This window comes from Cupriavidus sp. a3, from assembly GCF_051015765.1.
Classification (GTDB): domain Bacteria; phylum Pseudomonadota; class Gammaproteobacteria; order Burkholderiales; family Burkholderiaceae; genus Cupriavidus; species Cupriavidus oxalaticus_A.
In genome coordinates, this window is sequence record NZ_CP170643.1 from 2375467 (window position 1) to 2390495 (window position 15029).

A 15029-nucleotide genomic window follows, 5' to 3' on the forward strand; every position below is an offset into this window, starting at 1 on the left:
GACTCCTGGGTGGACGGGGGTCAGCGCAGGCGTCGCGCGGTTGCCCCGATCCGGTAAAAGCGCATGGCGTTGTCGTGCCAAACCGCCTGCGCGGCGGCGTCGGGCAGGCCTTCCAGCGCCGCGGCGACGGTATTGACGATTTCATGCAGCGATGCGCGCAGCCCCGACACGGGCAGGTTGCTGGCGAACATGCAGCGCTGCCAGCCGAAGATCTCCAGCGCCTGGCGGATGACGCCGACATTGCCGGCGCGATCCCACGACGCGCCCGGCAAGCCGAACTCGGACAGCTTCAGGTGCACCCCGGGCAGGCTGGCCAGCGCCGCCAGCCCGCGGCGCCAGCCGGACAGGCCCGCTTCAGTGCGGTCCCACGGCAGGCCGGTGTGTTCCACCACCACGGCAAGCCCCGGCACCGCGGCGATCGCCTCGGCGGCTTCCTCCAGATGCCACCACGGCACCCGCAGGTCCCACGCCAGGCCATGCCCGGCCAGCCGCTGCAGCCCGGAGAGCCAGCGCGGGTCCTGCAGCGTGCCGGGCTGGCCGCGCACGCTGGCATCCGCTGACTGGCTGGTGCGCGGCTTGCACCGCACGCCCCGCACCAGCGGGAAGGCCTGGTGCGCGCGCAGCTGTGCCGCCAGCGTGTCGCTGTTGAAGTCGGCATGCGCGACTACCGCATTGGGAAAGCCGTGGCGCGCGTGGACCTGATGCAGCCACGCGGTCTCGGCCACCGATTCGTCGGCATGCCGCTCGGCTTCCACGTGGACGCTGGCGGCCAGGGGCAGGCCGTCCCACTGGCGCAGGTAGTCGGCCGGATCGAAGTCCTGCCGCAGCGCGGCGTAGTCGCCAAGAAAAAACGCTGCGGCGTCGTACCGCTCCTGCAGCCAGGGATAGCGTGCCGGGCCGAGCCGCCACAGGTGGTGGTGGGCGTCGACGATGGCAGCTGGCAATGCGGACATGGCCGGCCTCCTAGCGCTGGGCGTCCATGGCGCGCAGCACGGCGTCGCCGTTCTTCTGCACGAACAGCTGGCGCGTCTCCTCGCGCACCACCTTGCGGATGCCGGCGTTGTCGGGATGCTCGTTGACCTGCACGCCCCTGGCACGCAGCGTGGCGATAGCCGCAGCCTCGTTGTCGGCGTTGAGCTTGCGCTGGTAGGTGGCGGCGGCAGCGGCCTCTTCCAGCAGCACCTTCTGGTACTCGGGCCTGAGCCCGTCGAACTTCGCCTTGTTCATCAGCACCACCAGCGCGGTATAGGCGTGGCGCGTCATCGACACGTACTTCTGCACCTCGTACATCTTGGCCGAGACCATCAGCGTGGGCGGATTCTCCTGGCCGTCGACCGCGCCGGATTCCAGCGCGCCGAAGACCTCGGCGAACGGCATCGGCTGCGGGCTCGCGCCCAGCAGCTGGAAGGCCTTGATATGCGACGGGTTGGGCGTGGTGCGGATCTTCAGGCCGCGGATGTCCTCGGCCTTGCTGACCGGTCGCTTGTTGTTGCCCAGGCTGCGGAAGCCGATCTCCCAGAAGGCCAGGCCCTTGATGCGGTGGGCGCCCAGTTCTTCCAGCAATGAACGGCCGACCGGGCCGTCCAGCACCTTGTAGGCCGAGGGGCCGTCCTCGAACTGGTAGGGCAGGTCGAGCACGTTCAGGCGTGGCGCCAGGCCGGTGACAAAGGGATTGCCGGTGGCGCCGATATCGATGGTGCCGCTGCGCACGCCGGTGACGAGGGTGGTGTCGTTGCCGAGCTGGCTGTTGGCAAAGACCTGGATCTCGACGCCGCCCTGGGTGCGCTCCCTGACCTTCTTGCTGAAGGCGAGTGCGGCCAGGTGCTGCGAATCGGTTTCCGGAACGGTATGGGCGAAGCGCAGCTTTACCGGTACCGGTGTCTGTGCGTGTGCCTGTGCCACGCCGGCAACGGACAATAGCGCTGCCAGCACGATATGCGGGATAACGTGTTTCATGGTGTCTCCTGGGTTTTGTGATGCGGCCTGGTCGATGTGCGCCGGGCTCTCGGTGCCCCCATACAGGGGCGGATCAGGGGCGGGAGGCGATCAGGGCGGCGGATGCAGCAGGCCACGCCGGGCGAGGCTGTCCATCAGCGCGCCGATGCCGAAGGTCCACGGCGGCAGCGCGTCGCTGGTGCGGACCCAGTTCACCAGGCCGCCGAAGTGCGCCGCCGAAATGCTGACGCGGTCGCCCGGGTGATGGGTAAAGCCGGCGCCAGCTGCGTCGCGATCCTGCACCGGCGCGAACAGCGTGCCGCAGAACAGCATCATGCCGTCGGGGTATTGGTGGTGCGCGCCCATCGCATGCGCCACCAGTTCCTGCGGCGAACGGCTGATCTGCGTCATCGCGCTGGCGCCATGCAGCACGAAGCCATCCTCGCCTTCGATGGTCAGGCCGATCTCGGTCCGCGCGATCTCGTCGATGCCGAAATGCGCATCGCACAGCCGGATCCACGGGCCGATGCCGCAGGACGCGTTGTTGTCCTTGGCCTTGCCCAGCAGCAGTGCGCTGCGGCCTTCGAAGTCGCGCAGGTTGACGTCGTTGCCCAGCGCCGCGCCGACGATCTCGCCGCGCGGCGAGACCGCCAGCACCACCTCCGGCTCGGGGTTGTTCCAGGTCGATGCCGGATGCAGGCCCACATCCACGCCGGTGCCCACCGATGACAGCGGCGCGGCCTTGGTGAAGATCTCCGCGTCCGGGCCGATGCCGACTTCCAGGTATTGCGACCACAACCCCTGCGCGACCAGCACATCCTTGATGCGCATGGCTTCGGGCGAACCCGGGCGAATGGCGGCAAGGCCCGTGCCGATGATGGCGCTGACGCTCTCGCGCACCGCGGCGGCGCTGGCCGCGTCGCCGCGCGCGCGCTCCTCGATCACGCGCTCGACCAGGCTGGCGGCAAAGGTCACGCCGGCGGCCTTGACCACCTGCAGGTCGTTCGGCGCCAGCAGGTGGCGATGCTCCGGGTCCGGCCCGTGCGCGCAGGTCGAGTCGAGCCAGTCCTGCAGCAGCCCCAGCGAAGGCCCGGTGGCCTGCCGCACGCGTTCGGCGCAGTCAGGCAGCGCCAGCAGGCCGGCAATCGTGGGCGCGGTGGCCGTGATATCGAACAATTCCGCGCCGCGCACGACTACCGTCACGGGGCCCCCGCGCGGGCCGGGCAGCCACGCGCGTCCCACCAGCAAGGCGTGGTCCGCGTCGCGCGGCAGGGTTTCCTCAACCGAGATGCGTCGTGTCATGTCACACCTTCACGTTGGCGTCCTTAACCACGCGCGCCCACTTGGCGCGCTCCGTGGCGATGAACTGCGCGAAGCGCGCCGCGCTGCCGCCGCCGTCCTCGGCACCGAAGCCGGCGAGCTTGCCCGCCACGTCGGGCATCGCCAGCACCTTGTTCAGGTCCGCGTTCATGCGCTGGACCATGGCCGCGGGCAGCCCGGCGGGGCCGACCAGCCCGTACCAGGTGCCGGCATCGAAGCCGGGAAAGCCCGATTCCGCCAGCGTCGGCACATTGGGATAACTGGCCGCGCGGCGCGTGCGCGTCTGCGCGATCGCCACCACCTTGCCGCCCTGGATCTGCGGCGTGGCGGAAGTCATGGTTTCGAAGCTGAAGTCGATCTGGCCGCCGATCAGGTCGGTCAGCATCGGCGCCGAGCCGCGATACGGCACGTGCAGCGCATCCACGCCGGCGCGCAGCTTGAACATCTCCAGCGCCAGGTGCTGCGCCGCGCCGGCGCCGGACGAGCCAAAGGTGATCTTGCCCGGCTGGCTGCGGCACAGCGCGACCACGTCGGCCACCGAGCGCGCGCGCCCGCCGGTATGGCAGATCAGCAGGTTGGGCGTGACGCCGACCAGCATGACCGGCGTGAAGTCCTTCTCCACCGAGTAGCCCAGCTTCGGGTACAGGCTGGGTGCGATGGCATGGTTGCTGATATTGGTCATCAGCAGCGTGGTGCCGTCCGGCGCCTGGCGCGCGGTGTACTCGGCGGCGACCACGCCGGCGGCGCCTGGCCGGTTCTCGACGATGACCGGCACCCGCCACAGCGCCGAGAGCTGCTGCGCGATCACGCGCGCCATCACGTCGGTGCCGCCGCCGGGCGGGAATCCCACGATGATGCGGATCGGGCCGGTCGGCAGTGCCTGGGACCAGGCTGCCAGCGGCGTGGCCAAGGCGGCCGCGCCCGCGCACAGCAATGTGCGACGTCGCATGCGTTGTCTCCTGATGTTGTTGTTGGTGTAGGGAAGTGGCGGCGCCTTACAAGGACGCCTGCAGCAGCGCCAGGTAGTCCTGGGCGCTGGCCTCGCGCGGGTTGGTCTTGTGGCAGTGGTCGGCCAGCGCGTAGTCGATGACGCGCGGGAACAGCGCCGCATCGACGCCCATCTCGCGCAGGCCCGCAGGCAGGCCCAGGCGCCGGTTCATGCCGGTGATGGCCGGGGCGACGGCGCTGGCATCGGGGAGTCCCATGGCCTGCGCGATGCGCCCAAGCTTGTCATCGGCCTGCATCGACGGCGCGTCGGCGTTGAAGCGGATCACCGCCGGCAGGAGTACGGCGTTCAGGGTGCCGTGGTGCAGCGTCGGCATCAGCCCGCCCAGCGCATGGCTCAGGCTGTGCACGCAGCCCAGCCCCTTCTGGAACGCGAGCGCGCCCTGCATCGATGCGCTCATCATGGCCAGGCGCGCGGCACGGTCCTGCGGATCGCGGCGCGCGCGCTCGATATGCAGCCAGGCGCGGCGCAGGCCATCGAGCGCGATGCCGTCGGCGGGCGGGTTGAAGGCCGGCGCCATGAACGTTTCCAGGCAATGCGCAATGGCATCCATGCCGGTGGCCGCCGTCAGCATCGGCGGCAGGCCCAGCGTCAGTTCCGGATCGCAGATCGCCACGCGCGGCACCAGGTAGGGCGACAGCACGCCGACCTTGCGTCCGTCGTCGAGGATCAGCACGGCGCCGCGGCCGACTTCGCTGCCGGTGCCGGCCGTGGTGGGGATCGCGATCACCGGTGCGGTGGACGCCGTGATCCGCGCCACGCCGCCCTCGATCGCGGCGAACTGGCGCAGCGGGCCGTCGTGGGTGGCGCAGACCGCCACTCCCTTGGCCAGGTCGATCGGCGAGCCGCCGCCCACCGCGATGATGCCATCGCAACGGTACTCGCCATAGAGGCGCATGGCCTCGCGCATGGCGGCTTCGGTCGGGTTGGACGGCGTGCCGTCGTAGATCACCGCCTCGCAGCCGGGGCGCAGCTGCTCCAGCACGCGCTGCACGATGCCGGCGGCCTTGACGCCGGCGTCGGTGACCACCAGCGGGCGCGTGATGCCGATGCGTTCGCATTCCTGGGCCAGCAGCCCGATCGCGCCGAAGTCGATCTGGATCTGGGTGATGTAGTGGATCAGGGCCATCTTGTCTCCATGCTGTGTGGGGTGGGCCGGACGCTGCGGGGCGGGCCGGCTGCATTGGTGACGAAGTCTAGGAACAAGGGGCGCGGGTCACAACGTGGATTTACTTGAAGCAACCCCAAGAAAAACTCACAGCACCGGACGCCTAGTTTTTCTTGAAGCGGCGCTGAGATTTTCTCGTTTTGCGGCGCGCGGCGCGGGCCCTAGACTGGCGCAGACCAGCCGGATTCCGGACCACCGCCCGCACCCGACGGGCCTCCTCCACACCAACGACAACCATGAGACAACCCATCCTGATCGAGCGCGACGCGCAGGTCGCCACCATCACGCTGAACAATCCGGACAAGCTCAATGCCATGGACCTGTCCATGTGGCAGGGCCTGACTCAAGCCATCCAGGGCCTGTCGGCCGACGACACGCTGCGCTGCGTGGTGCTGCGCGGCGCCGGCGACAAGGCCTTCGCCGCCGGCGCCGACATCGCCGAGTTCGACACCATGCGCGCCAACGCCGCGCAGGCGCAGCAGTACGGCGTGATCACCAACGCCACCATGCGCGCCATCGCCGAATGCCGGCACCCGACCATCGCGCTGATCCAGGGCGCCTGCGTCGGCGGCGGGCTGGAAATCGCGTCGATGTGCGACCTGCGCATCTGCGGCAGGTCGAGCCGCTTCGGCGTGCCGGTAAACCGGCTCGGGCTGGTGATGTCGTATGGCGAACTCGGCGGGCTGGTGGCGCTGGCGGGACCGGCGACCGCGCTGGAGATCGTCCTGGAGGGCCGCGTATTCGATGCCGACGAGGCGCTGCACAAGCGCCTGGTCAACCGCGTGGTGGCAGACGAGGCCGTGCCGGACGAAGCCTACGCGGCGGCACGGCGCATTGCCGCCGGCGCGCCGCTGGTGGCGCGCTGGCACAAGCAGTTCGTGCGCAGGCTGCTCGACCCCACGCCGCTGCGTCCGGAAGAGCATGCCGAGTCCTATGCCTGCTTCGATACCGAGGATTTCCGCATCGGCCACCGCGCCTTCATCGACAAGACCCGGCCGCAGTTCGTGGGCCGTTGAAAACACCTTCACTCCAAGCACCGCGGCGCCGCCATTTCCATGCGGCCGCTCCAACCTCAGGTGGTATCCATGAATTTGCCGTTATCGAAAATCAAGGTCCTGGACGTCAGCCAGATCATGGCGGGTCCGTTCTGCTGCATGCTGCTGGGCGACATGGGCGCCGACGTCATCAAGGTCGAAGCGCCGGGCGCCGGCGACCAGACCCGCAAGTCGATGGGCTTCCGGCTCAAGGGCGACGACAGCGGCGGCTTCCTGGCGCTGAACCGCAACAAGCGCAGTGTCGAGATCGACCTGAAGAACCCAGCCGGCCTCGAGGCCTTCTATGAACTGGTGCGCGGCGCCGACGTGCTGGTGGAGAACAACCGTCCGGGCGTGGCCGCTCGCCTGAAGATCGACTATGCGGTGCTGCGCGAGATCAACCCGCGCCTGGTCTATGCCAGCATCTCCGGCTTCGGCCAGACCGGGCCGTGGTCGCGGCGCCCGGGGCTGGACCTGATCGCGCAGGCCATGTCCGGCGTGATGAGCGTGATGGGCCACCCGGACGCGCCGCCGGTCAAGGCCAGCGTGCCGATCGCCGACCTGGGGGCCGGTCTGTTCACCGCCTATGGCGTGCTCAGCGCGCTGATGGGGCGCGAGCATACCGGGCAGGGGCAATACGTGGATGCATCGCTGTTCGAGACGGCGCTGGGGCTGTCGGTGTGGGAGTCGGCCGAGTTCTGGGGCACCGGCGACGTGCCGGTGCCGATCGGCAGCGCCAACCGCATGAGCGCGCCGTACCAGGCGGTGCGGGCCGCCGACCGGCATTTTGTCATCGGCGCGGCCAATCCCAAGCTGTGGGCCGCGCTGTGCGAGGTGATCGAGCGGCCCGACCTGCTTGCCGACCCGCGCTTTACCGACAACGCCGCCCGCATCCGCAACCGCGCCGCGCTGATCCCTGAAATTGAGGCAGAATTCGCGCGCAAGCCGGCGGCGCAGTGGGTCGATGCGCTGCTCGCGGCCGGTGTGCCGGCGGCGCCGATCTTCACCTACGACGAAGCGCTGGCCAGCGAACAGGCGGTGGCGCGGGACATGGTGCTGGAGATCGACCACCCGGTCGAAGGGCGGGTCAAGGCGCTGGGCTTTCCGGTCAAGCTGAGCGGCACGCCGCAGCAGGTGCGCTATCCGGCGCCGCTGCTGGGCCAGCATACCGATGAAGTGCTGGGGGAGTTCGGCCTGGACGCCGCCACCGTCACGCGGCTGCGGGCGCAGGGGGCGTTCGGCGCACCGGCCCGCGCACAGGAACTGGAACGCGGCGCCGCCTGAGCGCACCGCGGCCATCATCCATACCGATCATCTATACCGATAAAAGACAGGAGACAACCATGACGATTTCACGTTCGCTGATGCGGCGCTGGGCGATGCCCGTGGCCGTGGTGCTGGGGCTGCCGGCCCTGTTGGGCGGCGCGGCCACGGCGAGTGCGGAAACCTACCCCAGCCGGCGCATCGAGCTGATCGTGCCGTGGCAGGCAGGCGGCGGGGCGGACGTGGTAGCGCGCGCGCTGTCCGCCGCGGCCGCGAAACACCTGCCGCAGCCGATCGTCGTCATCAACAAGCCGGGTGCTACCGGCTCGGTAGGCCTGGGCGAAGTGGTCCACGCGAAGCCGGACGGCTACAAGCTGGTGCTGTCGTCCAGCGAGCTGACCTTCCTGAACTACCTCGGGCTGGCCAAGTTCACTTACCAGGACCTGGTCCCCATCGCACGCCTGAACGCGGACCCGGCCGCCGTGGCGGTCCGGGCCGAGGCGCCGTGGAGCACGATCGAGCAGTTTGTCGCCGATGCGCGCAAGCCGGACGCCAATATCCGCGTGGGTAATGCCGGGCAGGGCTCCGCATGGCATATGGCAGCCGCCGCGCTGGCAGACAAGACCGGCGCGAAGTTCAACCATATCCCCTATGCCGGCGGTGCTCCCGCCACGCTCGCGCTGCTGGGCGGGCATATCGACGCGGTCACGGTCAGCACGGCGGAGGTCTTCACGCATGTCGCCGCGGGCAAGCTCAAGGTGCTGGCGGTGATGGCCGACAAGCGGGTCAGCGGCTTCGAGAACGTGCCCACGCTGAAGGAGCGCAATATCGACCTGTCGATGGGGATCTGGCGCGGCATCTCGGCACCGAAGGGCACGCCGCCGGAGGTGATCGCGGTACTGAAGACGGCGATCGTGAAATCCGTGCAGGAGCCGGTGATGCGCCAGACGCTGGAGAAGCTGCATTTCAGCACCGATACCTATGCCGATGACGTGACGCTGCAGGCGGCCATGGTGAAGGAGTCGGCGCAGTTCAAGCAGCTCGCCAGCCGCATCAGCGTCAAGGAGTAGGCCCATGCGCGACACACCCGCGGCGGGCGCGGCGTCCGTCGAGCCCTTTATCGACGCGCACCAGCATTTCTGGAACCTGGCGATCAACCCGTACCCGTGGCTGCAGGGCGAAACGGTGCCGAACTTCCGCTATGGCGACTATTCGGCGCTGCGCAGGAGCTACCTTCCCGAGGATCTCGCCCGCGATACGGCTGGCTGCGCGCCGGTGAAGACGGTGCATGTCGAAGCCGAATGGGCGCGCGCCAATCCCGTCGACGAGACCGCCTGGCTGACGCAGCTCGCCGCGCAGACGGGACGGCCAACGGTGATCGTCGGCCATGCCCAGCTTGACCGCGGCGATGTCGAGGAAGTGCTGGCAGGCCATGCCGCCTGCGCGATGATGCGCGGCATCCGCAACAAGCCGGTGACCGCGGCGCGGCGCGAGGATGCGCGGCGCGGCGTGCCGGGCTCGATGGACGATGAGCGCTGGCGGCGTGGCTATGCGTTGCTGGCCCGGCATGGCATGTCCTTCGACCTGCAGGCGCCGTGGTGGAACCTGGATCAGGCGGCTGCGCTGGCACGGGATTTCCCGGGCACGCAGCTGATCCTGAACCATACCGGGCTGCCGGCCGACCGCAGTGAGGCCGGCCTGGCCGGCTGGCGTGCCGCGATGGCCGAGCTGGCCGGGCAGCCCAATGTCGCCGTGAAGATCTCGGGCCTGGGATTGCCGGGAAAACCCTGGACGCAGGCCGACAATGTGCCGGTGATCCGCGACGCCATCGCCATCTTCGGCGCGCAACGCTGCATGTTCGCCAGCAACTATCCGGTGGACAGCCTGGTAGCGAGCTACGACACCATCGTGGCAGGCTTCCGCGCCGCCATCGCCATCTATCCGCCCGAACAGCAGCGCGCGCTGTGGCACGACAACGCCGCGCGCTGCTATCGCCTGTAGCCATGCAGTGCAAGGATCCGCCACCCGCCCGGCTTGCGCCTTGGCGGCGCGGGCGGATTCGTCCCTACACTTGAAAGGACCACTTATGAAAAACGAATTGGAACCGGGAGCGACCTGCGCGCGCACGCTGACGGTCGACCGCCAGCGCACCATCGATTTCCTCGGCGAAAGCCTGCGCATCTACGCCACGCCCGAGCTGGTACGCGATATCGAACAGACTTGCCTCCATTTCCTGCAAGGCTTTCTCGATGACGGCGAAAGCTCGGTGGGCGCGGAAGTGTCGGTGCAACACACCGGGGCCACGCCGCTGGGCGGCGAGGTGCGCATCCACGCCGAGATCACGGCCATCGATGGCCGCAGTGTCACCTTCAGCGTGACCGCCGACGATGCGGTGGAGCGGGTTTGCAGCGGCACGCATCGCCGCTTCGTGGTCGATGTCGAGCGCTTGCGCGCACGCGTGCAGAAGAAGGCGGCATCGATGCCCGCCGCGGCCTGACCTCGCGCGGCCAGGCGCGTGCAGCTTGCGGGACGCGCCCCGCAAGCTGTGCTCAGACAGGGGCCGGCTGCTGCTGGTCCGCCGACACTTCCGCGCGGATCCAGTCGGTGAAGCTGCGGATGCGGCGATCCTCCAGCCGCTCCTTCGGGAACACCACGAAGTAAGAGAACTCGACCGGCAGCCGGATCGATTCGAACAGGCGCACCAGGCGGCCTTCAGCCAGGTCCTGCTCGATCCAGTTCTTCTTCACCAGCGCCACGCCCAGGCCATTGAGCGCGGCGTTGATGACCAGGTGGCTCGGCCAGAACGACGGCCCGCGGCTGGCGTCGACATCGGTCACGCCGGCGTGCTCCAGCCACATCGCCCAGTCAGGGTTGCTCACGTCCGTATACGTGCTGTCGTCGTGCAGCAGCGTATGGTGCTTCAGGTCGGACGGTGTCTCGAGCGGCTGCGAACCTTGCAGCAGCGCCGGACTGCACACGGGAATGACTTCGACCGCCATGCACAGCTCGCAGTGCAGGCCGGGGTAATCGCCGCGGCCATAGCGGATCGCCATGTCGAAATCGTCGCGCTCGAAGTCGATGCGATGGTTCGAGGTGGACACCTTCAGGTCGATGTCCGGGTGCGCCTTCATGAAGCGGTCCATGCGCGGGATCAGCCATTTGACCGCGAACGTGGGCGGCATGTTGACCTTCAGCGCCGGGCGGTCCTTGCTGTGCAGGCGGTGCGTGGCATCGGCGAGTTGCTTGAAGGCCAGCTGCACGCTGGGCAGGTAGGCGTTGCCGGCCGGTGTCAGCACCAGCGCCTTGGCCTCGCGGATAAACAGCTGCACGCCCAGGCTTTCTTCCAGTGCCTTGATCTGGTGGCTGACCGCCGACGGTGTGACGAACAATTCCTCCGCGGCCCGCGTGAAGCTCAGATGCCGGGCAGCCACTTCGAACGCCCTGAGCGGGTTGAGTGGGGGAATCTGTCTCGACATAGCGGGGGTACGCAATCCTGTAGATGCCTTGCCGGCATGCGGGGTGCTGAGGCACCGGCAAGCCGCTGCACGATAGCATTCGTGCCCGGGCATGGGAATAGGGGCCTGTCCCCGTGTAGGTGTATTCACAGCCGCTGCGTTTTCATCCGGCCGCGTAGCGGGGCAAATGCCCGGATCTGGCCGCTCCGTGATGTGCGCGATATGAGCCATGCTGCGCATCGGCGGCGCCATTGCCGCACAACTATGTGCGACGTAATTGAGCCGCTCGCAGCATTCCCCTACGCTGGCTGGCATAGCCTCGATCACTGACCACCTGAAGGAGCGCCCCATGCCGCAAGCCATCGCCACTCTCGCACCGTCGCGCCGCGATGCCATCGTCGACCCCCGCATGCACGCGATGATCGACAACATCCTGCTTGGCTCTCCGGTCGCGCGGGCGCTGGGCGTGCGGCTGGCGAGCCTGGCGCCCGAACACGTTGAGCTGGAGATGCCGTTCTTGCCGACCAACGTGACCCATGGCAGCACCGTGCACGGCGGGGTGATCGCCACGCTGATCGATATTGCCGGCGCGGCGGCGGCAGCGTCCGGCGCCAGTGCCGACGAAGTGAAGGGTGGGGCGACCAGTTCGCTGTCGATCCAGTACCTTGCGCCGGCGCAGGGGGCGGCATTGCGCGCCGTGGCAACCGTGGTGCGGCGCGGCCGGCGGCAGGTGGCGACAGAGGTGTCGGTCTACGCCGAGGCCGCTGACGAAGGCGTGCTGGTGGCTAAAGCGTTGATGAGCAGCGCCATGTTCTGAGTCGCCGGGCCAGCGCAAGAGCGCTGGCGCCTACCTTCAAAAACGCAATTAACCGCCAGAACTACTACTCCACACCAAGGCGCGCCAGTGCGCTGGCGCGATCCGCTTCCATCAAAAGCGGGCGGCTTGTGGAGGAATCGCTGCAGAGCAAGGCCCTGTCCCGCAAGCAGGAAAGGGCTCGCCGGAGAGGGCGGGGCGCGTAGGGTATCGACCCGGCCACGCCCACGCCGCCATCAATACTTCCAGAAAATCTGCTGCAGCGCCTTCGCGTCGTTAGTCTTGGTCAGCGCCAGCGCCATCAGGATGCGCGCCTTCTGCGGCAGCTGGTCGTCGGTGACGATCCAGTCGTACTTGTCGTCCGGCTGCTCCGCATTGCGGACCACCACGCCGCTGCCGGTGCGGGAGGCACGCACGATCTGCACGCCCTTGGCGCGCGCCGCCTTGAGCGGCTCGACCATGTAGTCGCCGACGCTGCCGTTGCCGGTGGCGGCGTAGACGATGGCCTTGGCGCCGTTCTTCACCGCGGCGTCGATGCTGGCCGGGTTGACGTTGCCGTAGGCGTAGACCACGGCCACTTCAGGCAGCTTGTCGATCTTGTCGATATCCCACTCGGTCTGCAGCGTGTGCGGGCGCGCCGGCAGGCGGTAGAACAGCGAGCGGCCTTCCACCACGTAGCCCAGCGGGCCGAACTGCGAGCGGAACGTCTCGGCCTTGAAGGTATTGCTCTTGGTGACGTCGCGGCCCGTGTGGATCTCGTCGTTCAGCACCACCAGCGTGCCCTTGCCCTTCGATGCCGGATTGGAGGCCACCAGCACCGCGTCATAGAGGTTGAGCGCGCCGTCCGCGCCCAGCGCCGTGCCCGGGCGCATCGAGCCGACCACCACCACCGGCTTGTCGCTCTTCAGCGTCAGGTTGAGGAAGTACGCGGTTTCCTCGATGGTATCGGTGCCGTGGGTGATGACGATGCCGTCGACGTCAGGCTGCTTGAGCAGTTCCGAAACGCGCTTGCCCAGCTTCAGCAGGCGTTCGTTGTTGAAGCTTTCCGAGCCGATCTGGAAGATCTGCTCGCCCTTGACGTTGGCGACCTTGGAGACTTCCGGGACCGAGGCGATGATCTTGTCGACCGGCACCACGGCGGACTGGTAGGCCGCGGTATTGATGGCCGAGGCGCCGGCGCCGGCAATGGTGCCGCCGGTACCGATGATGACGATATTGGCCTTGCGGGCTTCGGCCTGGGCCGTGGCCGGCGCGGCGGCCGTTGCCGGCTGTGCATGGGCCGTAGCGGTGATCAGGCTGGCGGAAAGCAGGGCAGCGGCCAGCGTAGTGGCGCGGGCAAAGTTCTTCATGGTTCTCCTCGGATGTTATACGGACGTGTAGGCACGTACAGGCACGATCGGAACGGCACGGCAGACCTTGTGGGTGGTGCGGTGCGGTCCGTCTTCCTTCGACGGCTTGCCGCCGCGGGCGCGAGAGCGCCGGGCGGGCAGCGGCTGAGACTATACGTTAGGAGAATCTTCAGGGGTTATGCCGATTCGGCATGAAACACCGTACCCGATAACCTAAATCGCATACATATCGAGGTAGTCGTTCACGGCTATCGCCTCCAAGCGAGCCTGGTCCAGCGATACCGCCAGGATCGCCTGCTGCTGCTTCGGCGGGAAACGCCGCGCCAGGTTGGTGCGGAATTTCTCCACCAGCAGCGGGATGCCTTCGGCGCGCCGGCGCTTGTGCCCGAGGGGATATTCGACCAGCACTTCGTCCAGCACGGTGCCGTCGTTCAGCGTGACGGTCAGTGCATTGGCGATCGAGCGCTTGTCCGGGTCGTGGTAGTCGTGCGTCAGCGCGGGGTCTTCCCGGCAGGCGATCCTGCCGCGCAGCGCGTCGATGCGCGGATCGGCCGCGACGTCATCCTCATAGTCCGCGGCGGTCAGGCGGCCGAACAGCAATGGCACCGCCACCATGTACTGGATGCAATGGTCGCGGTCGGCGGGATTGCTGAGCGGGCCCTTCTTGTCGATGATGCGCAGGCAGGCCTCGTGGGTGCGGATGGTGATGGCTGCAATATCCGCCGCCGAGCGCCCTGCGCGCGCGAGCGCCCCATGCAGCTGCATGGCGGCTTCCACCGCCGTCTGTGCATGAAACTCGGCGGGGAACGAGATCTTGAACAGCACGTTCTCCATCACGTACGAGCCGTAGGGCCGCTGGAACCTGAACGGCTGGCCCTTGAACAGCACGTCATAGAAGCCCCAGGTCTTTGCCGTCAGCGCCGACGGGTAGCCCATTTCCCCGGTGCGCGCGATCAGCGCCAGACGCACCGCGCGGCTGGTGGCATCGCCCGCGGCCCAGCTCTTGCGGCTGCCGGTATTGGGCGCATGGCGATAGGTGCGCAGGCTCTGGCCATCGACCCAGGCCAGCGAGACCGCATTGATGATCTCGTCGCGCGTCAGCCCCAGCATCTGCGCGACCACGGCAGTGGAGGCCACCTTGACCAGCACCACGTGGTCCAGCCCCACTTGGTTGAACGAGTTCTCCAGCGCGATGCAGCCCTGGATCTCATGCGCCTTGATCATGGCCGTGAGCACGGCCTTCATCGTCAGCGGCTTGCGGCCGGCGGCGAGGTTATTGCGCGAGATCCAGTCGGCGGTGGCCAGGATGCCGCCGAGGTTGTCGGACGGATGGCCCCATTCGGCCGCCAGCCAGGTGTCGTTGAAATCCAGCCAGCGGATCATCGTGCCGAGGTTGAACGCGGCCTGGACCGGGTCGAGCTGGAACTGGGTGCCGGGCACGCGCGCGCCGTTGGGCACGATCGTGCCCGGGACGATGGGGCCGAGCAGCTTGGTGCAGGCCGGGTAGGACAGGGCTTCGAGCCCGCAACCGAGCGTGTCGATCAGGCAGTTGCGGGCGGTATCGTAGGCGAGGCCGCTCTTGATCTCGTAGCGGGTGACATAGTCGGCGATGTCGACCAGCACCTGGTCCGGATCGGGGCGTTGCGCGGATGGCGTGCCGGTGGACATGAACGGCCTCGCGGGAG

14 protein-coding genes are annotated in these 15029 nt (G+C 68.1%); 6 read left to right on the forward strand and 8 right to left on the reverse strand.

Going from position 1 to position 15029, the window contains the following annotated elements; all coding sequences use genetic code 11:
• Positions 1-20 precede the first annotated feature (20 nt).
• The 5 genes from ACAD63_RS11575 to ACAD63_RS11595 all read right to left on the reverse strand — a co-directional run bounded on the left by ACAD63_RS11575 (position 21) and on the right by ACAD63_RS11595 (position 5390).
• Complete coding sequence (locus ACAD63_RS11575) at positions 21-953, reverse strand: amidohydrolase family protein (RefSeq protein ID WP_195427669.1); 933 nt, start codon at positions 951-953, stop codon at positions 21-23.
• A 10-nt stretch (positions 954-963) separates the two neighbouring features.
• Positions 964-1956 (reverse strand): DctP family TRAP transporter solute-binding subunit, encoded by a 993-nt coding sequence (locus ACAD63_RS11580; protein WP_434032668.1) that lies wholly within the window; start codon positions 1954-1956, stop codon positions 964-966.
• 90 nt (positions 1957-2046) lie between these two features.
• Complete coding sequence (locus ACAD63_RS11585) at positions 2047-3237, reverse strand: fumarylacetoacetate hydrolase family protein (RefSeq protein ID WP_135705291.1); 1191 nt, start codon at positions 3235-3237, stop codon at positions 2047-2049.
• Between the two features lies 1 nt (position 3238).
• The gene (locus ACAD63_RS11590) at positions 3239-4204 is read right to left on the reverse strand and encodes a Bug family tripartite tricarboxylate transporter substrate binding protein (protein ID WP_195427671.1); all 966 of its coding nucleotides are present in this window, start codon (positions 4202-4204) and stop codon (positions 3239-3241) included.
• Positions 4205-4250: 46 nt separating this feature from the next.
• Entirely contained in the window at positions 4251-5390 is a 1140-nt protein-coding gene (locus ACAD63_RS11595) for an iron-containing alcohol dehydrogenase (RefSeq protein WP_135705289.1), read from the reverse strand.
• Positions 5391-5665: 275 nt separating this feature from the next.
• Between ACAD63_RS11595 and ACAD63_RS11600 the strand changes: the two genes are divergently transcribed.
• From ACAD63_RS11600 to ACAD63_RS11620, 5 genes are all read left to right on the forward strand, one after another.
• On the forward strand, positions 5666-6445 hold the full coding sequence (locus ACAD63_RS11600; protein ID WP_133096192.1) for an enoyl-CoA hydratase-related protein: 780 nt from the start codon (positions 5666-5668) through the stop codon (positions 6443-6445).
• Positions 6446-6514: 69 nt separating this feature from the next.
• The gene (locus tag ACAD63_RS11605) at positions 6515-7747 is read left to right on the forward strand and encodes a CaiB/BaiF CoA transferase family protein (RefSeq protein WP_133096191.1); all 1233 of its coding nucleotides are present in this window, start codon (positions 6515-6517) and stop codon (positions 7745-7747) included.
• A gap of 59 nt (positions 7748-7806) precedes the next feature.
• Complete coding sequence (locus tag ACAD63_RS11610; protein ID WP_434032669.1) at positions 7807-8796, forward strand: Bug family tripartite tricarboxylate transporter substrate binding protein; 990 nt, start codon at positions 7807-7809, stop codon at positions 8794-8796.
• Positions 8797-8800: 4 nt separating this feature from the next.
• A complete protein-coding gene (locus tag ACAD63_RS11615; protein ID WP_434032670.1) occupies positions 8801-9727 on the forward strand; it encodes an amidohydrolase family protein in 927 nt (308 codons plus the stop codon).
• An 85-nt stretch (positions 9728-9812) separates the two neighbouring features.
• The gene (locus ACAD63_RS11620; protein ID WP_434032671.1) at positions 9813-10223 is read left to right on the forward strand and encodes a thioesterase family protein; all 411 of its coding nucleotides are present in this window, start codon (positions 9813-9815) and stop codon (positions 10221-10223) included.
• A gap of 52 nt (positions 10224-10275) precedes the next feature.
• On the opposite strand, the gene ACAD63_RS11625 is transcribed toward ACAD63_RS11620, so the two are convergent.
• Positions 10276-11202 (reverse strand): transcriptional regulator GcvA, encoded by a 927-nt coding sequence (locus ACAD63_RS11625; RefSeq protein WP_133096187.1) that lies wholly within the window; start codon positions 11200-11202, stop codon positions 10276-10278.
• 328 nt (positions 11203-11530) lie between these two features.
• Between ACAD63_RS11625 and ACAD63_RS11630 the strand changes: the two genes are divergently transcribed.
• A complete protein-coding gene (locus ACAD63_RS11630) occupies positions 11531-11998 on the forward strand; it encodes a PaaI family thioesterase (protein WP_133096186.1) in 468 nt (155 codons plus the stop codon).
• Between the two features lie 233 nt (positions 11999-12231).
• Here the strand turns inward: ACAD63_RS11630 and ACAD63_RS11635 are convergent, their stop codons facing one another.
• Together ACAD63_RS11635 and ACAD63_RS11640 are read right to left on the reverse strand one after the other, a co-directional pair.
• A complete protein-coding gene (locus ACAD63_RS11635; RefSeq protein ID WP_135705284.1) occupies positions 12232-13344 on the reverse strand; it encodes an asparaginase in 1113 nt (370 codons plus the stop codon).
• A gap of 213 nt (positions 13345-13557) precedes the next feature.
• Positions 13558-15012 carry a bifunctional 2-methylcitrate dehydratase/aconitate hydratase gene (locus tag ACAD63_RS11640; RefSeq protein WP_434032672.1) on the reverse strand — a complete coding sequence of 485 codons (1455 nt, stop codon included), beginning with the start codon at positions 15010-15012 and terminating at the stop codon, positions 13558-13560.
• Positions 15013-15029 lie beyond the last annotated feature (17 nt).